Genomic DNA, 22,255 nt, shown 5'->3' on the forward strand with positions numbered 1-22,255 from the left:
AATACTGTAAATAAAACTAACAAAATACTAAATATTTAAATTATTATACTCTGTTTCCAAAGTTATTTTAAAATATTGCAGTATTTTCTATCAAAAGTTAAAAATACATTATACGTCATATCTGTTATATTTTCAATAATTAGCATAAAATTCTCTTGTAATTATAAGTTAAGATAAGTTAACTTATATATTGCTTTTTATTAACTTATTTATTATAATACCCAACGTTTATGTATATAAAATTTTAATTTAAATTGAGATATTTATCATGAATAAGTTAACAGAACAACATTTACTAAAAAAATCAAGATTCTTAAAATATTCTCTGCTTGCCTCTATTTCAGTAGGAGCAATAATTGCAATACCTTTTGAGGGTATGGCGATGAGTAAAGAAGCATTTTGTATCGACCTCAGTAGTAAATTGTTGAATAGCTTGTCACAATTAAACGGAAACAAAGATACGACAAATACCCCAGATACGACAAATACCCCGCAGCAGATAGGAACAGTAATTGTACCGGAACCGGAAATAAACGCATATATTCCATCTGAAATAAGAGAAATGAAAATATCTAACAAACCTAAGGCATCTAATCCATTAAAAGATGTTCCTGTAGAGGATCATTATAAAGTGGTAGCACGTAGTAAGTCTGAGGTCGGGAAAGCAAGAAAAGTACGGCCAATTACTAGACGCAAAACATTTGTAGGCACTGAAAAAACAGAACAAATGCCTCAAAAACCAGAGATTATAATAACAGCGTCTTCGCCTACTGTTAGCCCAGCTTCAAATAGTTTTGTCACTGCACCTAATACACCAAATACTACCCTGACATCACCTGAACATTATGCTACGGCACCTGGTACTCCATCATCAACACCGGTGACTCCGTATCAGCCTACTCCAGATTCTAAACCAAATTATAGTTTAGGAGCTAATACACCACCAAACATAAACACAAACTCAAAGGCAGCACGAAGATTATCGTTTAGCAGTAGCGACCCGCAACAACAGACAGTGCAATCTAGCTCACAGGTTAAACCAGAAGTTCTTCCGGAGTCGACATTTGTACCGTTGCCTACAAAAAAAAGCAGTACTGAAATTGCAGCAGGAGTGGTAAGTAATATATCACGAGTTAATGAGATGATAGGAATCAAGTTAGCTGAAGTAACACAGGCTATTAAAGATACCACAGGTAAAAAAAATAAAAAACCATTGCAGAAGTTGTATACGCAGCTAACTTCAGCACAAAAAACAACAGAAGCACTCAAGTCAAGAGTTGAAGAGATAGAAACAAGAATCAAAATAGGTGAAAATAAAAATAAAATAAAGAAACTTGAAAAAGAGTTAACAAGTAAAAACAATGAAGCAGATAGATTATTTCAGAAAATAGAAAAAATAGATATTCCAACAAATAAAGTTTCGATAAAATCGCAGGAAACAGTTCCGGTTACAACGGCGTCAACCAAAGTTAGTGCGTTTCAAGCACAGCAAGCAAGAATTAATGAGGCTCAGCAAGTAGTACAAAATCAACAATATATTGCTGCAAAAAAAACAAAAAAGCAGCGACAAGCAGAGGATAAGCAAAGAGCAGAAAGAGAAAAGAAAAAACAAGAAGCACAAAAGCAGTTATCAGAAATAAAGAAACAAGAAAAAGCTATAAAAACGGCAGCAGATAAAGCTAAAGAAGTAGCCGCTAGTGCGAAAAAAGAAACAAGTAGAACGGCATTACGAGCCATGCAAGATAAAAAGTTATTAACTCCTGTTGTTTATAATAGTTCTACCGGTTCTACTTATAAGCAGCCGCCAAGAGCAAAGCCAACCATGCCATTAAGTCATAGGGTTCAGAGAATTTTAGGTGAACAACCAGAGGATGAAGAGGGGTACTTAGTGCCAATGAAAGTTCAGCAGCAACCTTATACAGTAATGTTGCCGAGTCAAGAAATAGAGGACCCTAAAAGTATGGGTTCAGGCTTGGGGAGCTTATCAAGCGGCACTTTAGGTAAAGAAACAGATGAAGATGTCGGATTTTATTCAGGTTGGGGCAATATGCCGTATACGCAAGCTGCTAATGTGAATAGTTCATTAGAAGGTAATCTGGTGTTAGGTATGCCGCAGCAGCAAATACAAGAAAATCGTTCAGAAGTATCTGGACAGCTTCCAAGTCATTCCAAAGATATTTACGAGGCTAAGGCTTCACTACACATTAATTATTTGAATAGTATACAGCCAAATCAGTCAAATCAAGCTCAAATAGATGGTGTAATAGATAGTTTAGTGGCAGCAATGAGAAAGTTAAGTGCGGATCAATTTAATCAAAAATTAGGTGATGTTGCACATCTTGCCAGTATAAAGGCATATGAAGGTTTATACTCGAAATTATATGAAATTCAGCAAGCTAGAATTCTGGAAACTCAAAAAGCATATGAGCAAGCGGAAATATTTCAGTCTTATGCAGAGTATGAAGAGAATTCAAGAAAAAGCGGTACTCCAGTATTATCACGCTCGCCTTCAGCTAAAAGTGTAATATCATCAAATTTTGAAGAAAAATCAGCATTGTTACAAACAACAACTACAGATGAAAGCTTGAGATCTGACAAAAATTGGAAAAATCCTGCACCATATTCTTCAAGTCCAAAGCTTGACAAAATAGTAACGCCAACACAAAATACAACGGTTGCTAAAAGTGACTCATCGAGGAAAAATAATGCAAGTGGAAGTATTCCGGAGATACAACAACTGCAATCAGAAAAAATGCGTACCGAAACTTTAGGTATGCAGAATGATCTAGGGCTAGATTTACATTCACAAGAAGAACGTTTTGATTCAGGCTTTAGGAGTTTGGAAAGTCAAAATTTGTCGTCAGCCTATGATTTCGATCAACTATCAGCGAGTTTGGATGCAGCGTATAACCAAAGAATGAATACAAATGCACCTCAAGAAACTTTAACTGAAGAAAGTACCTATTCAGTTTCTAGTAAGAAAAAACAAGGTAATATAATAAAGAGAGCTGTATCAAAAGCAGGGTCAATTTTGCAAACAAATGGTGCAGAGAACAGAAAAAGGAAAAGAGATGGAGAAACCTCAAAACAAAGAACAGTAGATCAAGAGGGAGGATTTGGCCACGCTTGGGGAAATGAGAATCATAAGGAGTCTAGTTTAAGTGTAGTTAGTGGATTCACAAAAAAGGCAACTCAGCTTATAAGCCTTTTAGATGCAAAGAGAACCGCAATACTGCAAACAACCAGTCCTTCACAAAAAAAATCACTTAATTTAGCTTTACAGGAAATAGAAAATGATTACCAAGAAGCAATTAAAATCTCTCAAGAATTACAGCAGGTATTAATACGCAAACCGGAAGATATAAAAGCATATAATGCAAAAGCAGAAAAAAAATTGGATGCTATTAAAAGCAGAGCAGATAAACACTTTAATAATATAGAAACAGATGCAGATGTTGGATTTAATCCAAATTGGGGAAATAGCCATTCTATGCCGACTGCTAATATGAATAACTTACCAAAAAATTTAGCTATAAATGTAGGGTCACTATATAACTCCCCGCAAGCTCAACAATTTCGAGAAGATCATAAAAATATTATAATAAATGCTATAAGTTCCATAAGCTCTTCAGGAGTACCTAAGGAATCAATAGATTCAACAATAACCAAATCTTTACCTTATTTAGATAATGATCAATATCAAGAAGTAGTATTGAGGGTTGAGAAAGTTCGTGATATAAATACACGCGGTTATTTATTAAACAAACTTAAACAACTAGGAGCATCAGAAGTAAGAGAACTTACAGATGTAGATGCTTCAATATATAATATTGCTCCCCCTGAGGTGTTAAAAGAAGCTGAAGCTTTACTTGATAGATCACAAGGTAGGCTAAATTTGGTTGATAGTACTATTAAAAAAGGTACACAGCCATTATCTAATTTATCTACTATATATGAGTCGGTTAGTTATGAGAATTTAGCATCAGAAACAACATATAAGACAGAGCAACCTAAGCCATCTATAAGTTACAAGAATACTAGTAAACGAAAATTACCTATACCATTATTAAGAAGTGCCGAGCTTGACAAGAAATTAGATTATTTGGATTTAGAAGATAAACTATTAAAAGTAGAGGAAGCTAGAATAGTTAAGGAAAAGCAAGCTATTGCCAAATTGAATCAATATCAAGATCCAGAAAACCTAGAATTTAAGCGGTTAGCTATAGAAGCACGAGACTTATCTTCAAAAGAATCACAATTAAAAGAAAAAAGGAAAGCCATGGAAGCAGCATTTTCTTTAAATAAAGAGTATTCAAGCACAGATGTATCAATGTCACGTTCCTATTCAATTGGTGACATAAGCAGTGTACCTAGTGATGCAGAATCAAATCTATCCCGTTCACCTTCGGTTAGTGGCTTAGAGGATTTAAACAATTCTAATGTTATGAAATTAGGGGAATTAAAATCTAAACATGAAAAAATAGCCAATGATTATAAAGCTAAGGAATTGGAGTTAGATACTTTAAATCATGATGATCCAAAATTTAAGAAGTTAAAGCTCGAAGTATTTGAGATATTGAAAGAAAAGATTTGGTTAGAAGGGGAGATAAAGCATCTAGATACTGAATCTAAACCTAAGGTAACTGAGAGTAAGCCGGTATTTTCATGTTCATCTTCAGTTGGTAGCATAAACAGCTTATCTAATGGTGATGATTTGAGTAGTCGTGATGTAACTATAGAAATTGATAAAGATTATGTAGATACCTATATAAGAGTATTAAGCAATAAAATACAAAAAATAGAAGAATTGCCTGGTTCGAGTTCTAGAAGTGAGGAACTTAATCATATTAAAGAAGCAATGGCTTATATAAGTAATCGTATACAGGATGTAGAGGAATTAGATGAAAAAATGCTTTTAGCAATAAATGCACGATTACAAGAACATGATGAAAAAATTTCTTCGTTACTTCTAGAGAAGTATAAAGGCGAAGAAGCTGCAGATATTCTTGCTCAGTTATTGTTACAAGACATGTTAGCGTCGGATGGTAAATCAGAATCTACCTTACCTGCAGGAGATAAAGAACAAGAAGATACAGAAGATACAGAAGATACAGAAGTAAAAGAAGTAAGTAGACAATTATCTTCATTACCTGCACTTGCATCAAGTAATGAGTGTGCATTAGCATTAAGTGACGATAGAGAAAAGGAATGTTTAGCATTAGGCGATGGTAGCGAAGATGAAGAAAGTTATGATTCAGGGTTTGAAGAGGAGGAAGAAACAATAGGGCAATTATCCGATTCCGATGGGGGTAATCTTAAAATAACAGAAGTTGATACGGCTATTCCTCTTGAACAGGAAGCAAAAAAAGAAATGCAAACGCAAATTTCAGAAAACGCTCCTACTTTAAATCAAGCGAAAGTTGTTAATACTATTGTAAATAATATGATTCGTAACAGATTAGATGCATCTATGAATATGTCTAATAATATGGTAGCAGTAGGAGCCGGTGATGAAGAAGAGTCTCATATAAAAAGAGGTTTGTGGATGCGTGGTATGTACGGCACTAATAATCATGGACGCGTTGACAATATGACCGGTTATAGAGGTACTAACAAAGGTGCTACCATCGGGTTCGATGCTGAAATCGACAATAATATCGTAGGTATAGCTTATAGTAATGTTCATTCAGTATTTAAATTTAAAAATAGTAAAAATAATGATAAAGAACTTATTAATAGTCATGTGGTTTCTATTTACGGACAAAAAGAATTACCGAAGAATTTTGCACTACAAGCTTTAGTATCTGCTTCTAAAAACTTTATTAAAGATAAAACAACTTATTCATATGGTGATACTAAAATTAGAAGTAATGTAAAACATCGTAATCATAGTTATAATGTGGAAGCATTACTGAATTATAATTATCTTTTGCAGAGCAAGCTCCTTATTACCCCGAATATCGGCTTAAGATACGGGAAGTCACGAGACGGGGTATATAATGAAACCGGTATTAACGTACAAGAAATAGCTCTTACAATGAAAGAGAATAATATATTGTCCGGAATTGTCGGTACTAAAGTCACAGTACCTTTAAAAGATGCTCTAAAATTTAATAATTTAGGTCTAACATTCCAAGGAGCGGTAGAACATAATTTTAAAGAGAAAACCCAAAGAATAAATAGAGTTGTTAAAATATTTGATAATACATTCAAACATAATTATCTAATACCGAAGCAACCGAAAACATCCTATAATTTAGGAACGGGTATTATAGGCAGTATCAAAAATACTACTATTTCGTTGGATTATAATTATTATCTAAATAAACATTATAGAAGTCATCAAGGTAGTGTTAAGCTTAAGGTAAACCTATAATTTTTATACTTGCAACATTTGCAAAGGTGTTGTATAAAACTTCTAACTTACTGTCATGCCGTGGTCATAGCCACGGTATGACTAATATATCTATGTTGCCTACTTTAAAATTAAGGCCCCTTCGTCTAGTGGTTAGGACACCACCCTTTCACGGTGGGAACACGGGTTCGAGTCCCGTAGGGGTCACCATTCTATATTTTCCTATAATATAAGATCTTAAATAATCTAATTTTAAATTCAGAATAAAAATAATAATTGAAATAATAACTTTTAATTTATAATGCTTCAAAAAATTCGGTTGAAAACACAAAGTGCAATTCAATTAGTATTATACAATACAACTAATAAAATTTTATGAAGTATATTTATGAAAGCAGATATGTTTTCTTCAAAAAATCTAGTTAACTATTCTCAAACTATAAGTGACTATCAAACAATTATAGTGTGTCTAGAAAAGCATGCCCCTTCATTTGTTCATTTAGATTTTAGCAATCTACATTTAACGCTTCCGTAGCTAGAGGAAATAGCCGCTAAAATCCAAAATAATAATTTTATCGGTAATGTAAGTTGGGGCAAGATGCCTAATGCTTCTAGTGAGCTTGTACAAAAGATTGAAAGTAAAATTATCTTAAATAATCAAAACTATAAGCACCACCCTACCGATTTTGTACATGGTTTATTTAGTTTACATGCTTATATGGATTCTACGTGATATTGTAGAGTTTGTTGTAGAAAAAGAAAATAATGAAAATGTCAAAACCTGAAATGAACAATTAAAAGACTGGAAAGTATTTAAAATATTTAACAAGCCTGAAATAGGTAGATATTACGCAGTAGCATATGTAAATGAAAAAACCTATCGAGGTACTACATTTGAAAAATTAGATTTGCTCAAAACTAATTCACCGTTTAAAGCTCATTTTAAAAGTATTTTAGGTGAGCAGATAGTGGCACAGCAAGCGGCCCCGCATATGAAGCTACAAAGGAGATTACCAAATATGCTGAAGAGAATAATTATAATTTATCTTTCACAGGTCATTCTTTATGTGTATGGCTCGCAGAGCTTAGTTTATATTTTGCTCATAGAGATTTTCATTATCCGCTGCATCACCTTATAGGCTATCTAAAGCAGTAGCATATTTAAAAGCAAATAAATTACTTAAAGTAAATGATTACATTAAAATTACTTTAAAAATAGCAAAGATGATCATATAGAAACCGTTTTATTACTACAATTATTAAGAAAAATCACCTTTAGCTTGGTAGATATTACAATATTCTGCAGATTTAGACCCTGATTTTATCAGTATAGAGATTTTCAAAGGATTATTTTTAATAGATGAAGAAAAGCTACAAGAACCTATAAAAAGGTTAGAAGCATTATCGATAATGAATCTAACATACCAAAATGGACAAGCCGGCTTACAATTACATAGATTAACGCAATTTATAACAAAGCAATATATAAATAAATATAAAGAATATGCGATAGATGAAAAAGAGATTTATACAAGACTAGCAGAAATCTTAGATGATTTATTTCCAATATTAACAGATGTTCCAAGTGAAGACTGGGAAAATTCTAAAATATTTTATCCCCATGTAGTAAAAATATTAAATGATGATATTGAAATTGATAAATGTAGAAAGGCAAATTTATATCAAAAAATGGATTATTATAATGAATATATATTATGTAAATTTGAAGAATCGTTAAAATATTATAAGAAAGCTTTAAAAATCGATCAAGAATTAGTTCATCCTTCTTTTATTGCTAGCTCTCTTAATAATATCGGAGTGATTTATGAAAATTAGATAATACATACGAAGTTATAGAGTTCTATAAACAATCTTATTTAATGTACATACAAACTTTAGGTTTAGGTCACTACAGGGCTAAAAACTTATCTCAAAAAAATTGCACCATAAAAAATAATGAAACTAGGGAGTTTATATTACAAAGAGGCGATTTTGAGGAAGTTACATTAGAAATTAAACAAAAAATACAAAAGAATGTTTTAAATAAAATATATATTAATGCTGCTAAAGATAAGTGGAACAATAAGTTCTCAATTTTAGGAAATTGGGGGGTGAAAGGCTATTTAGGCGATAGATATTTAACAAAACAACTAGGAGTTTTATCTGACCTTAAAAATATAGAAATAGCTAAAATGTTATGTTTTGAAGCGATTTGCTTAGGAGCGATTAACAGCTCTAGTAAAAACTTCACTTGTGTAAAAGAATTTGTTAGAGCCTATCCTGAATTAACAAATAAGATAACAAACGAACATCCTGAATATTTTATTGATGGCTCGATATTACGGGTATGTGTTAATGATGAAGCAATTTTAAATAAATTGCTAGCTAGTGGTTAGTGTGGCTATGTAGCTTTACCCTCATCCTGAGGAAAATCAGATTTATCCATTAAATTTTTAGCAATGTTGCTTTCTGAAAGCTTAACTGATTGAAAATATTCGGATACAAGTTTTATCACTTCATCACAAAATTCATCTTGTAGCTCTTTACTTGCGGTTGATTTTTGGTTTTGCATTAACTGTATAGCATCAGATTTTTTATGTTCTAAAAATTCCTCAATTTCTTTAGTTTTTTCTTGAATAATTTTCTTGGTAACTTCATTACTTTCTTCTATCATGTGAGAGCGTAAAGTTTCTAATTTCTTTATTTGTGCGTTGGTGTGTTTAAAGAGCAAAGCAGCATCTTCTTTTAACTTTTCAGCTTTTAGAACTTTTTCCTGGACTTCTAAAATCTTAGCATCTAAAGAATTTAAAATGGCTTTTTTTGCCGGTCTATAAACTAAATACACAAAAATTACAAAACTAACGGCAAGCCAGAAGCTCTCATCTAGGAAATTCATTATTTTACTTTTATATTTTTTATATTTTGTAGTAAATTCATATCTGCTTTAGTGCCGGCTATTTTTTCAATAATATTAACGGCAAGCTTTATGATTGCTGCGTTTTTATTAGTTCTAAATTGCTTAGCAGCTAAATTTATACCTTCAATGTTTTGATTTATAGAGTTTTTTAAATCTTGCTCTAGATTCTTTTTTTTAATTAAAAATTCTGATTCTAAAGAGTCTATTTTTTCTTTTTTTAGCCTATCTATTTTAGTATTTGTTTTGTCTATTTCCTCGTTATAATATTTATTTAGCTTTTCTACTTCTATGGTCAATGTATCGGCTTGCATAATATTATCTTGAATATTTGTCTGTCTATTGTTAAAAATTTCTTCAGCTTTTGGAGTTATAAATTTATAAACAAAGATATACAATAAGCCGAAAGTAACAATAAGCCAAAAAATTTGTGAATAATAGGTAGCAATATCAAATTGAGGCATCTTATTTAAAAATGAATTTTAAGAAAAAATAAGTAACATAGCAATTACAAAGGAAAAAAGTCCCATTGCTTCAGCAAGACCTGCACCGATCAGAGCCATTCTTTGTAAGTTTTCTGTAGCCGAAGGGTTTCGTGCTATTGAACTAAGTAGAGAGCTAAATATATTACTAACGCCTAAAGCTGCACCGTACATGCCGATAGCCATAAGTCCTGTACCAATAAATTTTAAAGAAACCATATCCATAAAAAACCTCACTTTTAATTAATCAAAAATTTTTATCTAATTATCTGTATAATAGGCTTTTTGCACAACGAAGCTAATAAAGAGGAATTTGCAAGAAACACGAAGCACAGAACCGCAGCGTACAAAAAAGTACGTGAGGATTCGAGCATCGGATTGACGTACAAATTACCTTTAGAAGCAAGTTGTGCAAAAAGCCTAGTGTAAATTAATAGCATCATTAAGATACATACAAGATAAAATAGTAAAAATATAAGCTTGAAGTATTGCAACAAAAATTTCAAACCCAATTAGTATAACCATAAGAGGGATTGGCAGAAATTTCAAGTAAATCATTAATGAAACGGTAAAACCGGCCATTACTTTTAATAAAACATGTCCTGCCATCATATTGGCGGCAAGTCGCAATGATAAACTAACCGGTCTTGCTAAATATGTAAATAGTTCAATTACTATCATCAACGGTGCTAACCATAAAGGAGTACCGTGCGGTAAAAAAAGGGTTAAAAAACGTAAGCCGTGTTTTACAAAACCAACTATAGTTACCGTTAAAAATACTAGAATTGCCAAGGTAAAAGTAACGATAATATGACTAGTAGCAGTAAAGCTATAAGGCGTCATACCAAGTAAATTACAGAATAAAATGAAAATAAATAAACTAAAAACTAACGGAATAAATTTACGTCCTTTTACTCCTATATTCTGATTTAACATATCAGCTACAAGATTATAAACTATTTCAGCACTCACTTGTAATCTAGAAGGTACTAATTTCCGGTTATAAAAAGCTAAGTAAAAATAAGTTAGAGCTAAAATGCTAGCAAGTAACATATAGATACTCGAATTAGTACAGCTGACGTCAAAACCGAACATTTTGATGTCTATTAATTTTTTGATATCAAATTGTGCTAAAGGGCTATGAGTCATTTCCTTACTTTTTATTATTTACTTTTTGCCTTATAATGTTAAAGCCGGCAATCATTCCTATTATTGTAAATATAATAAGAAATAAAGGTTTAGAATTAAAAAATTTATCCGTAAATATTCCAATTACGACACCTACCATTGTACCTGAAACTAAATCTACAGCGATAGTGAACGGGCTAATTTCTTGCCGAATTTTAAGATTAGAAAAATTAGGAGTTTTTAAATCTTTAATTCTTGCTTTGATATCTTTTAGTTTTTCCGTATTCATTAGTTTATCCCCGTCATTGCGAGAAGACGCCATAGGCGTCGACGAAGCAATCTCAGGATATTTAACGAGATTGCCGCACAGCTTACGACTGCTCGCAATAACGATCTAAATTACAGGCTCATTTCATTTTTTGCTTTTTCTTTACTGCTCCTCTAAAGCTTTATCAACTGCTGTGGAAATAGTATCTATGCTATAACTTCCTGTTTGTACTCCGTTAACGAAGAAAGAAGGAGTACCTATAAATTGGGGTGCTTGTGCTACAAAATTGGTATTAGCAATTAGTATTTCAGTAATTTTATCATTATTTAAACATTGTTTATATTCTTCCGGAGAAATACCGCCAAGTTGTCCTATATCAGTTAATAATTCTCTGTATTTATTGCTATATGCCCACTTATCTTGTTGTATTAACATGATATTATGAAGTTGTGTAAAACTATTTGTATCCCCCTTGCAGCGGGCTAAAATTGCAGCATCTAAATCTTGTTTAGTAGCAATAAATTCACGAACCACATATGCAATTTTGTTAGTATCAATATATTTTTTCTTGAGTTCTGGAAAAATTGTTTGATGATAATAAGCACAATGTGGGCAGGTAGGAGAAAAATACTCGACTACTATAACATTTGATTTTTTGTTACCGAGAACCATATCATTATCATCAACTTTAAAAGTGACTTTAACAGGTTTTATTGCAGGATTTTTTTGTTCTTGTGAAGCTGGCGTTGATACTTCATCAGTCTGATTATTATCATTAGCAGGAACTATTGATTCAGCCGTATTTTCAGAATTTACGGCTTCCTGGTTCGTTTCTTTAGAAGTTTCGTTATTTTGTAGAGTTTCGTGCTCTATTATTTGTTTTTCCTCATGGTTCTTATCTTGTGCTTTTTCTTCTGAACAGCTACTCAAAAATAATAAAAATATTAGTACAATAAAAATACTTCGCATATTTATTCCTTTAACTTATTAATATTATCTACAATAAAATCGTATCAATTTTATTTCAATAAAAATCTCTACTTTATAATAAAAGCAAAATGTGCTATGCTATAGAAAATAGTAGTCTAACATTAAGTTCTTAGGCACTAAAACCACTACGGAGGAATTAATAATGGCAAATATAACACAATCCGAACAAAAATCCGAGTTTAAAATAGGGCAGAGAATTGTCTATCCTGCACATGGAGTTGGTGAAATAACAAATATAGAATATCATACTATTGCAGGTACTAAAATTAAAGTATATGTAATTTCCTTTTCGCAGGATAAAATGACATTAAAAGTGCCTGTTAGTAGAGCTGCGGTTGTTGGTCTTAGAGCGGTTGCAAGCAGAAAAGATTTAGATGTCATATATTCAACTCTTCAAGGTAAACCAAAACAAGGAAATAGAATGTGGAGTAGAAGAGCCCAAGAATATGAAGGCAAAATTAACTCAGGTAATATTGTAGCCATAGCCGAAGTATTACGGGACTTACATAAAAATGTTGATAATGATCGTTCTTACAGTGAAAGAACACTCTACGAATCAGCTTTAAATAGACTTGCAGGCGAGCTTGCTATCCTTGAGAACATCCACCCAACCGAAGCAATTAATAAGTTAGTTGAAGTATTGCGTGAAAAATTAGTAGCATAGTTATACTCGTTCAACTTGAAAAATTGGCTACATCGTCTTTGTAAGTCCTCGGATGCTCACGTATTAAGTATACGCTCCGCTCCTCGGTTTACAGGCTCCTTGCTCTTTTCCAAGTTGAGCTTCATATAGCTACTTTTCATTTACTCGGATTATATTTTTATGGATTAGCTGTAGTCTACGACTACTCGCAATAACGGAAAAGCTGATCCATGCAACAAAGTAGACTTGACCATGAACATTTTAATTACTCTACTAACAGATAATTCACCCGGAATTTCTCAAGGGATGTATTAACTACATAGTCAACAAATTCTTTTAATAATTTTGGATCTGTTACTTCCTGTCCTTTATCGTCACGAGCAGTTAAAAGTTTTGAATTAATTTTTTCAAGAATGCCTTTCTTAATATCATCAATATTATGCGTACCGTCTAACATTTCTAAAATATATTTTTCGTGTATCGGTATACCTACCATATCGTTAAGTCTATTAGTGACGCTAAACACGCTAGTTACATTATTAAAATGTGCTTGTTTTGCTTGATATCTTGCAAATTCGCTAGTTTTAGGTTTTTCGGTGATAGTTGCTATAGCATGAGGTTTGGTCTCAAATATTTTGAGATAACCTTGAAAAATGAATATGATAAAATGCTGTTCTAATGCTGCTAAGAAATCTTGTAATTGATATTTACCAAGCTTTTTAAAAGCTTCTTTTGCTACTTGTTCTAAGCTTATCGGATTGCTAATATTTTCGGCATATACATATAAAATAGCTTTCATGATCGGCGAAGTGGTTGAAATAAAAGGCTCAGGTAAATTTTCGTAATAGAAGCTAACATTTTCCTGTTCGTTAGTTAAATCAACAGCTTTTTCTAGAATTACCGGTCTAATATTAAGGCTAGTAAAAAACTCTTTTAAATTATTAAATTCAATTTTTCTGTTTATAGGTATGTTTTGATGACATAATAATGTCGAGCGGAACTTTCTATTAGTGATAAAATCCATATATTGCTCAGTACGAACAATATCATTAACGGCTTGTAGCTTTTCTGCTGCCTGAGTAGGTAAATTACCGATAAACATCGCAGTAAGCGACGTATCACCTAAGTAATTTAGATGATTTTTTTGAGCTTTTTCTATAAATTGGTGAAAATATGTACCTGTATTAATTTCGCCTAAATATTCATGTAATACATATGAGTCCGTATATGCAGATAATAATTTTGTTTCATCTCGTAAGAAATTAGAATAAGGCGTTGTGGAGCTTTCTAATGAGTCATTGATGAACTTTAAAAGTAATCTAGCTTGCTGTAATTTATCGTGGCTAGTATTAAATAGCTCTGAATGAAACATAATCATTTCACGTATTGTTCCCTGCATATTCCAGCCCGGGAGTGTATTATAGCTTACAAAAGCTATGCCGTTCGGATTTAGCAGTTTATTACAGACTTCAAGTATTTTATCTTGTACTTCTTCAGGTACCCATGAATACACGCCGTGACAAACTATGTAATCAAACTTACCGTATGACTCATCAAGGTTCAATATAGATAATGCCTTTAGTTCGGCATTTTTTATTTTCAAATCACTGATAATTTTTTTACCTAGTTCTATTTGTGTTTTGGATAAGTCAACACCTAGAGATTGTGATTTAGGGTATGTTTCAGCAAAGTTAAGCAGATTAACACCGATTCCACAACCGAGTTCAAGTATTTTAGCAGTTTCAAGAGGTGGAGGGTTTAGTCCGAATAGCTTGCCGATAGTTCTTAAATAAGGTGGGGAGGTATAACTGAAAGTAAATGGAGAATAAGGTACTTCATCATAGGATATTTTATTAGCTTGTTTTGTCATAGTATTTACATAAATTAAAAATTAATTCTAAGCAGTTTCAAAAGATTAAGCAATATATTTATATACAAAAAACTTTAAATTTAACTAATGCTCATATAATATGTAAGTGAAGTGTAATTTTATTTTATGAAAAATAATAATAGTTATTTTGGTTTTTTAAGAGGTGCGATAAAAATCAAGAAGGATGTTGTAAATTTTTCTTATGAATCTGATTGGGATAGTGCTTTATTGTATGGATCAGAAAATACTCTTGATGTCATTCCCGCTTTTAGCTAGGAATGACATTATTACACAAACTATAACTTAATCAATTGTGCTTTAGTTGCAAAATTTTCTATGCCCTCTAGATTGGTAGTGGTAACCCATAGTTGCATGTTTAAGCCGGTAAAAAATTCGATTAAATATTGACGTCTTTTGTCGTCTAAATGCACAAAGACCTCATCTAAAAGTAAAATCGGTGCTATTTTAGTTAGCTTTATAGCATAATTCATTTCAGCAAGGATTATTGCAATTAGTATAGCTTTTTGTTCACCAGTAGAACAGAATTTGGCTAAGATATTTTTCTTTTGATGCTTTACTAAAAAGTCACTTTTATGAACTCCAAAACTAGTGCGACCAAGTAGTTTATCTTTGCTTCTTGTTTGATAAAGTTCTGCAGTAATAACACTAACAATATTTTCTTCGCCGTTTAATATTTTTTGTTCAACAATGCCGTCAATCGATAAATCGGCTTTTGGAAATTCATTTTCAAGGTCATCTATTGCTTGCTGCATAAATTCTAAGGTTTTTAAGCGATTATTAGCAATATGGTTAGAAATATCAGCCATCTTTTCTTCAATAATTTTAAGCCAATTATCATCTCTTATATCTTCTACTAGAATTTTATTTCTCTCATGCATGTAATATTCGTATTTACTAACTAGCTCTGCATGCTTTGGATCAAAATTATAAACTATTCTATCAAGAAATTTTCTTCTATCACTGCTACCGCTTGTAAAGATTCCTTCCATGTGCGGAGTCAGCCATACCATGTTAGTGAATTTACTTAACTCATTATTGGCTATTTTACTTTCGTTATACTCAGTTATCCTTCTATTAGAACTACGTTTAAATTGGGTGGTAAATTCTGCAAGTCCTAGCTTACTTTGCAATAGAGCTTTAACTAGACAATGATCTTCTGAAGTTTTGCATATATCGGCAAGTTTTGCTGATCTCAGCCCTCTTCCTGGATAAAATAGCGATATAGCTTCTAAAATATTAGTTTTACCGCTACCGTTTTCACCTATTAAAATTATTGGTGTATTATCTGTTTTTAGTTCAAGATTTTTAAAATTACGATAATTCTCAAGACTTAAGGAATGTAGGAAGATATTTTTCATTTTATGAAAGAATAATAGTTAAATTATTGATACGTTGCATTTATACCGTCTACATAGTAGTTTTGCTCCTTGATATGCTAATTTTTGTTCTTTTGAGCTTAAATTATTAATCAAATTTGCACATTCTTGTGTATGCCATTGATCAACTTTACTATGAACAATGAAAAATTGTAAAGTTCTGTAATCTGAAATTCCATAAAATTTTTGTAACCCTTGAATTTTAGAGTCAGATACTTTAGGCGTCTGACTCTCATAAGCATAAAGTGCTCCAAGACCTATAGAAAAGATTCCTCTGTTAATTTAAAATAACCTTGAACAAGTTTTTGAGTTGAGTCTAATTAAGGTTCTGAAGTGAGTTGGTTTCTTAAACATCCAAGTCCTTCAGCAAAACGTTTCCATAGTTCCGGGTGATTTTCTTCACCTTGCTCTTCTTCTATAAGATTACCAAGTAATATTTGTCTAGCTTGTATATCACTACATTTTTAGAATTTATTGCACTTATATAACGTGGGAAAGCTGTAACGTGATGATAATATTCTTTTGCGTAAATTTGTAAAGTAGAATGAGTAAGTTTTCCTATATTCCATAATTGATAAAATGGATGATTTAAAAGGTTATATTGCTCAAGATTTATATTAAGCTGTTCTAAAATTTATCTACTGATAACCTCTTAGTAAATTTATAAATCTGATAATTGTTTTTTATTTATTTTTGTAAGTAAAAATTCATCAATAAGATTTTGCTCTAGGAAAAGAGTCGCTATTTCTGCCCCTCCAACCATAAAAATTTTCTTATCAGTAAAAGGTTTTATTACCTGCCAAAAATCATCTAAAGATTTAATAAGAAATATATTATTATAAGATTGTAATGGTGTATTTCTTGAAAAAACAATACAAATACAATTTTTTAAAATCTTTGCGGGTATAGAGTCAAAGGTTTTTCGTCCCATGACTATAATATTATTTTTTACCGTCTGATAAAAATATTCAAACTCCTTAGTACTAAGACCAAGGCATTTAACTATACATATTTAATCATATGGTCTGCTACAAAAAATCTTTGATGCTCTATAACATTATGCACTCGTAAATAATCAACTACGTTTTTCATTAAATATTTTGATATTGCTATTGTTTCTAAGTCTCTTTCTGATGCTTTGGAATTATAAAAAGCAGAAATATAAGATTTTCGTGAGTGTCCTACCAATATCTCACATCCTAGATTTTTAAATTCTTTAGTATGTTGTAATATATATAAATTTTGATAAACGGATTTTCCAAAACCAATTCCAGGGTCAAGAATGATATTTTTTCTATCAAATCCACATTTTTCTAATTTTGTTATTTCTTGCTCTGTCCATATATTTAAGCTAGCAAGCGGAGATTTATCGAAATCAAGACATTTTTGTTTTTGCGGTGGAACGGTTAATGAATGCATAGTAATAATTTTACAATTATAATCGGCAATTAATCGTAGTGTATAATCATCTAGATTATTTTTAACCAAGTTGATACAGGAAATAGGGTATTTTTTAAAACACGTTTAATTACTTCAGGAGTAAAACTATCAATACTGACTATAACTTCTTTTTCCTTTATAACTTCCTTAAGCTCTGCAAGAACATTATCAAGCCTTGCATATTCTTCATCTTCATTAATAATTAAAGCAGAAGGACGTGTTGATTGTGATCCAAGCTCAATTATTGTAGCCCCTTCATTTATCAAGCGTACAAAATTTCTAACGGCATCTTCTTTATGAAAACTCAACCCTCCATCAGAAAAAGAATCAGGAGTAATGTTTAAAATACCGACAAATTGAGGATTTAAAACAAGAGAGTGTATAACTCCTTGATTTTCAATTAAATGTGCTATTTCTGCAAAGGTTTTATTGTTGTAAAAATTATTGATCGGACATGAATAACGACATTCCAAGCTAAAACCTGCAATTAGATGAATAAGAAACGGTCTGTTTAATAATTCAGGATGCGGTATCTTTAAATCAGGTAAATCTATATGGCAATTATTCCAAAGTAGGATATCTAAGTCAATAACTCTTGGAGACCATTTATCGTAAGAGCTTGCTCGACCTAGTTGTTTTTCAATCTTTTTAAGTTCAATTAGAAGCTTACTAGGCGTTAAAGTACTTTTGCCCTGCACCACTATATTTAAATATAATTTATCCCAAGCTTTATCTGCATTAGGTGGTAGAATAGCTTGTGTTTCAAAAATAATAGATTGCTTAAGCAATATGAAATCACAACTTTCTAGTAAATTTAGAGCTTTTTTAATATTTAAAAGTCTATTACCTAAATTACTGCATATAGAAATATAAATCATAGTGTCTCCTTTCCTGAATAAGAAAAAGAAACTCCGCCATGCACTCCTGAAACCGGTGATTTTAATTTAGTAACGGTTACGTTTAGAAAAATCTTTTCTAATAGTTAAATTGATATACCGCCACTTTTTTTAAAGCCGGCATGAGCTTTTTCAAGTTTTTTAATAAGTCTAGGTGAATATGATTTAATGTCTTTTTCCTTGCCGCCTTCATATTTTTTAGCGAGTTTCATGCCCCCTCTGATCATATTATAGGCGAAGTTCATTAGCTTCGTTTCGCCTGCTATTCTTTTTGGGTTCATAAACATATAAATTTGGTAAACGGCAAAGCTTTTTAATAAACGTTTTAAGTCTATTCTAGATTGTTTGGTTAAACCTTGTAATTTGTCTTTTGGGTTTGCAAGGTTTTTATTAGCATCTCTAACTATTTTAGAATGCTGATGCATTAAATAACTACTGACTTCGGCAACATTCTTGTTAATGAGCTTCTCATCCATTTTAAGCATTTTAAGCTTTAAGTTTTTAGTTTTATCTAAATACTTACGGATTAATAAGATAATCCGACTTTGCAGTTGAGTTAAATCCATAGTTTGTTCATTTAAGATAGCAAGCATTCGTTCCATCTCATACTCAAATTCTTCATTTTGGCTTAATTCTTCAAAAATTTCCTCTACCTCTTTACTTTCAAGTACAAGATCGTCACTAATACCCATTAATGCATCTTTTATTTGATCAGCAATTTTTTTGGTATCTTCGGAAAATTGATTATTTGTCATAATCTAATTCATCGTTAAATATAGCTATTTTGATACTAGCACCACATTTCTGCTTGTCTATAAAATTGTATTAAGAGATATTAAATTTTTCTCATTGAGGATACTCTGAGGAATTATAACAAGCACCTAACATATTGCTAGAATCTTCATTATTATCATAATATGGTCTAAATGAAGAATTAAGGTTTAAATCATCGAACTTAAGTAAAGGTTCTTTAAAGTATGAATCATGTGACCGGCTTGTCGTAATATTCGTATAATCAGTTTTTAGTTTTTCTTCTTTAAATTTTTCTGCTAAATTTTTATATTTTTCAGTTTTTTGCATAAATTTAAGTTGGCTACACGGTGAAGAAATTATTGATGTTAACTCTTTAAGACAAATCATATAATATAATATTCCATGTTCTTCTATGAGAGCTTTCGTATTAAGACAAAATACTTTTAGTGAATCTTGCAGACTTTTTTCTGATATATCTAGATTATATTGGTTATAAAAATCACCTTGACTTGAATATAATTCAATTATTTCTGATGCTAATTTAGCTATATCTTGCGGATTCTTTTGCTGTATTTGCTTTTTTAGTTCTGATTCTTTGAGATGTAATAATTTATTAAAAGCTTCTTTTGCATAAGATATATGAGTAGTATTTTTAAAATATTCTAAAGCTTTTACATAATTTCCGCTCTTAAATTCAATCTTCCCAAGTTTTATATTTGCCTCTTCAGAACCAAGGTTAGCAGCGTTTTCATACAATCCTATTGAGTCTTTAGATAGTTTTGTTGAGCCATTAGGTGTACAGATTTGTGCTTGTTGACAATAAATTTCTGCTAATTGATGTTTATATAAGTTTTCGTTTTTATAACAATCATTAATAGATTTATGAGTTTCTTTTAGTAATTTTTCTAATAAATTATAAATAAGTAGCGCTTGATCAGGTAACACAGGTGTAATCAAATTTTCTTTTTCGGAAAATTTGATGTTAGATAAATATTTAAGGCAATTTAGAAGATTCTCTAATTTATTTTCTGATTTCGGTGTTTCTAAAAGCTGATTTAATTTTTTAATGGTTTCTAAGAAATTTCCTATAGTTTTGGCATTGTCTTTTAACTGTTTATAATAATTTACTATATCTATTAATTGTTTCAATTTGTCTGTTTTAGGCAAAACATCTTCAAAACTTAAATTATTTTCTATATTTTGTTCCCATTTTTTTTATATATGTTTTAAGCTCATTGATACTAATTGGTACTTCTTTATTAATTACATTTATAGAATTTAAAATATATGTTAAATTTTCGCCGTCGATTGTTATTTTATTATATTCATCTAGAATGATATAATTATCATCTCTAATATTTAATAGATTTGTATAGTCTTTTGCTTGCTCGCTAGTTTGAGGTCATAAATAGAATCTTTTATTTTATTAATGATACTCTTTTGTTCATCGCTAAAATTACCGAGTTTTATAGTGTCATCAATAATTTTAGATATACGAGTATGATTATTGCTTACTTGGGCTATCGGTCACTACTATTACCTTCATTTATATCAATATATCTCAATAATTTAGTAAATTGTTCAAATATAAATATACCGACAAGTTTTGCTAGATTGGCTTTGACAAGGGAAGAGTTAGAGTTTTTGGTTTCAATATTTTTTATTACTAATATAAATTTAGTAGGAGTCGTACTTAGAATTTTTTGTAGGAAAAATTTGTCAATAGTAGATTCAGAGGATGAATTAGCAGCATCCAAATAAGAACTGTTATATGTTAAGTATTGTTCGTTTTTTATATAAAAACTATCTAAAATATTTGAACTTGCTGTTAGACTTTTTTTTGAGAAGTCCCAATCTCCATACTCATTACTTTCTAATATTAATTCACCGTCTTTAAGAAAATTAGCTATGAGATTTAAATCTTCTTTCTCTTGCCCTAATATAATTATAGCTTTATTACTCCTATCAATAATAGATTCATATTTCTCACTATCTTTATTAATTAAGTCGATAAAATTTTTATCCTTTAACATATCGGATATAAAATTTTCCATTTCTGCTTCCTTTATTTCTTCTTTTTTCAACATCATTATATCCCTCATATTTTCTGCTTTATTGTGTTCAATATTATTTGTTATTTCAAACGAATTTTGATTTAGGAGTGTTTGTATCGGTTGAGTTGCATTGTTGTTGTCATTTAGTATTTGAAATAAATGGTATTCAGAAATAGTACTATCTACTATTTCCGTATGTTCTTGTTTTTTAAATTTATCATTTAAACGTTTTACATAAGCGGTATAATTGTACATAATTAATCCGTTTCCTAGTTGTTTTTTTATTTAATAATCTTAACTTTAAGATTAACTCAAAAAATTTCAATTTAGTTAATAAATTAATTAAGTTTAACTAAAAATATTACAATTTAGATATTACGATATTTAATATACTGAAAGATGATTTTTATTGCACATATGAGAGAATAAGTTTTATTATAAATAAATATTAATAATTACTTAGGTTATGAGAAATAATAAAAACCAAATGTATATTATAAAAATTTTTATAGCACTAGCTATGATTACGGGCATAGTATTTTTATGTTTATTGTATTCTTCATTAACACTCCGTCTAAGCTTAAGATTGGTGCGAAAACTAGTAATATGGACGATTCGCCTAAAATTAAGTTTACTCTTATAGATCAAGAAGGAAAGAAATTTGATAGTACCCATTTGCAAGGTCATTTAAGTTTGATTTATTTTGGTACTACCTATTCCTTATATGACAATCAAGCACTAAAAAGAGTAGAAGATGTTATTAAGATTTTGAAGAAAGAGAATATTTTAGTACAAGTAGTTTTTATTACTCTAGATTCTGAGTATGATACAAGTGAGGTATTAAAAAAATATTTAGAAAAAATAGATGATAATTTTATAGGTTTAACGGGGAGAGTCCAAGATGTTGAACAATTAGCAGATCAATTTAAGGTCTTCTATACATCCAAAATATTTGATGTAAAAACAAACAAATATGAATTACAACATTCTAATTTTGTGTATTTAATTAGCAGTCAGGGAAAATTTTTAAAGCATTATTGCTTAGGCTTACCGAAAAATGGTTAA

At 30.7% G+C, this 22,255-nt stretch carries 18 protein-coding genes, 1 tRNA gene and 7 pseudogenes; 9 read left to right on the forward strand and 17 right to left on the reverse strand.

The genetic code is table 11. The features are described from left to right. Window positions 1–268: 268 nt before the first annotated feature. The 5 genes from MCI_RS04070 (at window position 269) to MCI_RS10530 (ending at window position 8,751) form a co-directional block, all read left to right on the forward strand. The gene (locus MCI_RS04070; RefSeq protein WP_014409777.1) at window positions 269–6,376 is read left to right on the forward strand and encodes an autotransporter domain-containing protein; all 6,108 of its coding nucleotides are present in this window, start codon (window positions 269–271) and stop codon (window positions 6,374–6,376) included. Between the two features lie 114 nt (window positions 6,377–6,490). Beyond that, window positions 6,491–6,565 (forward strand) — tRNA-Glu (locus tag MCI_RS04075). A gap of 388 nt (window positions 6,566–6,953) precedes the next feature. Continuing rightward, the gene (locus tag MCI_RS10310) at window positions 6,954–7,088 is read left to right on the forward strand and encodes a hypothetical protein (RefSeq protein ID WP_269479120.1); all 135 of its coding nucleotides are present in this window, start codon (window positions 6,954–6,956) and stop codon (window positions 7,086–7,088) included. Window positions 7,089–8,008: 920 nt separating this feature from the next. Then, entirely contained in the window at window positions 8,009–8,191 is a 183-nt protein-coding gene (locus tag MCI_RS04090) for a hypothetical protein (RefSeq protein WP_041404215.1), read from the forward strand. A 356-nt stretch (window positions 8,192–8,547) separates the two neighbouring features. Then, window positions 8,548–8,751 (forward strand): hypothetical protein, encoded by a 204-nt coding sequence (locus MCI_RS10530; protein ID WP_014419674.1) that lies wholly within the window; start codon window positions 8,548–8,550, stop codon window positions 8,749–8,751. 5 nt (window positions 8,752–8,756) lie between these two features. Here MCI_RS10530 and MCI_RS04100 read toward each other — a convergent pair whose 3' ends face one another. Genes MCI_RS04100 through MCI_RS04110 form a run of 3 tightly spaced genes read right to left on the reverse strand, consistent with a single transcriptional unit; the run spans window position 8,757 to window position 9,976 of the window. Continuing rightward, window positions 8,757–9,251 carry a F0F1 ATP synthase subunit B gene (locus MCI_RS04100; RefSeq protein WP_014409778.1) on the reverse strand — a complete coding sequence of 165 codons (495 nt, stop codon included), beginning with the start codon at window positions 9,249–9,251 and terminating at the stop codon, window positions 8,757–8,759. Then, on the reverse strand, window positions 9,251–9,733 hold the full coding sequence (locus MCI_RS04105) for a F0F1 ATP synthase subunit B' (RefSeq protein WP_014409779.1): 483 nt from the start codon (window positions 9,731–9,733) through the stop codon (window positions 9,251–9,253). The genes MCI_RS04100 and MCI_RS04105 overlap by 1 nt, the downstream gene beginning before the upstream one ends. A gap of 18 nt (window positions 9,734–9,751) precedes the next feature. Then, window positions 9,752–9,976, reverse strand: coding sequence for a F0F1 ATP synthase subunit C (locus MCI_RS04110; RefSeq protein ID WP_010976714.1), 225 nt, complete (start codon window positions 9,974–9,976; stop codon window positions 9,752–9,754). A gap of 21 nt (window positions 9,977–9,997) precedes the next feature. Here MCI_RS04110 and MCI_RS07760 point away from each other — a divergent pair. Then, a pseudogene (locus MCI_RS07760) lies at window positions 9,998–10,177 on the forward strand (palindromic element RPE1 domain-containing protein); the annotation flags it as partial. Here the strand turns inward: MCI_RS07760 and MCI_RS04115 are convergent. The 3 genes and pseudogenes from MCI_RS04115 to MCI_RS04125 form a co-directional block, all read right to left on the reverse strand. Next, window positions 10,172–10,900 carry a F0F1 ATP synthase subunit A gene (locus MCI_RS04115; protein ID WP_014409781.1) on the reverse strand — a complete coding sequence of 243 codons (729 nt, stop codon included), beginning with the start codon at window positions 10,898–10,900 and terminating at the stop codon, window positions 10,172–10,174. The pseudogene MCI_RS07760 and the gene MCI_RS04115 sit on opposite strands and share 6 nt — an antisense overlap. A gap of 4 nt (window positions 10,901–10,904) precedes the next feature. Beyond that, window positions 10,905–11,168, reverse strand: a complete 264-nt coding sequence (locus tag MCI_RS04120) for an AtpZ/AtpI family protein (protein ID WP_014409782.1) — start codon at window positions 11,166–11,168, stop codon at window positions 10,905–10,907. Window positions 11,169–11,278: 110 nt separating this feature from the next. Continuing rightward, window positions 11,279–12,116: pseudogene (locus tag MCI_RS04125) on the reverse strand (DsbA family protein). A gap of 163 nt (window positions 12,117–12,279) precedes the next feature. Here MCI_RS04125 and MCI_RS04130 point away from each other — a divergent pair. After that, window positions 12,280–12,801: a CarD family transcriptional regulator gene (locus tag MCI_RS04130; RefSeq protein WP_014409784.1), complete on the forward strand. Its 522-nt coding sequence runs from the start codon at window positions 12,280–12,282 to the stop codon at window positions 12,799–12,801. A 10-nt stretch (window positions 12,802–12,811) separates the two neighbouring features. Here the strand turns inward: MCI_RS04130 and MCI_RS10535 are convergent. Continuing rightward, a pseudogene (locus tag MCI_RS10535) lies at window positions 12,812–12,941 on the reverse strand (palindromic element RPE5 domain-containing protein). A 104-nt stretch (window positions 12,942–13,045) separates the two neighbouring features. Then, window positions 13,046–14,650, reverse strand: coding sequence for a methyltransferase regulatory domain-containing protein (locus MCI_RS04135; protein WP_014409785.1), 1,605 nt, complete (start codon window positions 14,648–14,650; stop codon window positions 13,046–13,048). 126 nt (window positions 14,651–14,776) lie between these two features. Here MCI_RS04135 and MCI_RS09035 point away from each other — a divergent pair, with 126 nt between their 5' ends. Next, a complete protein-coding gene (locus MCI_RS09035; RefSeq protein WP_014409786.1) occupies window positions 14,777–14,926 on the forward strand; it encodes a hypothetical protein in 150 nt (49 codons plus the stop codon). 20 nt (window positions 14,927–14,946) lie between these two features. On the opposite strand, the gene recF is transcribed toward MCI_RS09035, so the two are convergent. The 9 genes and pseudogenes from recF to MCI_RS09865 form a co-directional block, all read right to left on the reverse strand. Continuing rightward, on the reverse strand, window positions 14,947–16,029 hold the full coding sequence (gene recF, locus MCI_RS04140) for a DNA replication/repair protein RecF (RefSeq protein ID WP_014409787.1): 1,083 nt from the start codon (window positions 16,027–16,029) through the stop codon (window positions 14,947–14,949). A 23-nt stretch (window positions 16,030–16,052) separates the two neighbouring features. Next, window positions 16,053–16,348, reverse strand: a pseudogene (locus MCI_RS07775) (iron-containing redox enzyme family protein). Window positions 16,349–16,462: 114 nt separating this feature from the next. Beyond that, window positions 16,463–16,681, reverse strand: a complete 219-nt coding sequence (locus MCI_RS07780) for a hypothetical protein (RefSeq protein ID WP_083837170.1) — start codon at window positions 16,679–16,681, stop codon at window positions 16,463–16,465. Continuing rightward, window positions 16,675–17,045, reverse strand: a pseudogene (locus MCI_RS04145) (dihydrofolate reductase); the annotation flags it as partial. The pseudogene MCI_RS04145 and the gene MCI_RS07780, both read right to left, overlap by 7 nt. Window positions 17,046–17,049: 4 nt before the next feature. Next, complete coding sequence (locus tag MCI_RS10315) at window positions 17,050–17,535, reverse strand: dihydropteroate synthase (protein WP_014409789.1); 486 nt, start codon at window positions 17,533–17,535, stop codon at window positions 17,050–17,052. Further along, complete coding sequence (gene folK, locus MCI_RS10320) at window positions 17,517–18,365, reverse strand: 2-amino-4-hydroxy-6-hydroxymethyldihydropteridine diphosphokinase (RefSeq protein WP_014409790.1); 849 nt, start codon at window positions 18,363–18,365, stop codon at window positions 17,517–17,519. Before folK ends, MCI_RS10315 begins: the two co-directional genes overlap by 19 nt. Before the next feature lie 104 nt (window positions 18,366–18,469). Further along, window positions 18,470–19,138 carry a DUF5394 family protein gene (locus MCI_RS04160; RefSeq protein WP_014409791.1) on the reverse strand — a complete coding sequence of 223 codons (669 nt, stop codon included), beginning with the start codon at window positions 19,136–19,138 and terminating at the stop codon, window positions 18,470–18,472. Window positions 19,139–20,084: 946 nt separating this feature from the next. Beyond that, window positions 20,085–20,303, reverse strand: a pseudogene (locus MCI_RS10540) (hypothetical protein); the annotation flags it as partial. A gap of 353 nt (window positions 20,304–20,656) precedes the next feature. Further along, window positions 20,657–21,445 carry a hypothetical protein gene (locus MCI_RS09865; protein ID WP_014409793.1) on the reverse strand — a complete coding sequence of 263 codons (789 nt, stop codon included), beginning with the start codon at window positions 21,443–21,445 and terminating at the stop codon, window positions 20,657–20,659. A 211-nt stretch (window positions 21,446–21,656) separates the two neighbouring features. Between MCI_RS09865 and MCI_RS04185 the strand changes: the two are divergent. Then, window positions 21,657–22,255, forward strand: a pseudogene (locus tag MCI_RS04185) (SCO family protein).

This window comes from Rickettsia montanensis str. OSU 85-930, assembly GCF_000284175.1.
In the GTDB taxonomy this organism is placed as follows: Bacteria; Pseudomonadota; Alphaproteobacteria; order Rickettsiales; family Rickettsiaceae; genus Rickettsia; species Rickettsia rickettsii.